Source organism: Halorubrum sp. SS7 (assembly GCF_005435055.1).
Classification (GTDB): Archaea; Halobacteriota; Halobacteria; order Halobacteriales; family Haloferacaceae; genus Halorubrum; species Halorubrum salinarum.
This window is the reverse complement of sequence record NZ_SGXV01000676.1, coordinates 1-227: the sequence shown is the minus strand read 5'-3', so window position 1 is coordinate 227 and position 227 is coordinate 1. Positions and strand designations below refer to the sequence as shown.

The 227-nt window shown below is 64.3% G+C and carries 1 protein-coding gene; it reads left to right on the top strand.

Annotated features, from left to right (window positions below; genetic code table 11):
- Positions 1 to 227: proton-conducting transporter membrane subunit (locus EXE44_RS19585; RefSeq protein WP_274595412.1), on the top strand; the 227-nt coding region annotated here is incomplete at both ends.

The window sequence follows — 227 nt, the reverse complement described above, 5'->3', positions numbered from 1 at the left end:
CGAGCGCCCTGGCCGGGAAGCTACTCAAAACGGTCCAGCCGGACGTCAAGACCGAACTGGGCTGCTCGACCGTCGGACAGATGGGGTTCATGATACTCCAGGCCGGCCTCGGCTTCTTCGGCGCCGCGATCACGCACCTGATCGTCCACGGCTTTTATAAGGCGTACCACTTCCTCAGCGCGGGCGAGGAAGTCGAACACACCGGTCCGACCGGAGAGGACCTCCCC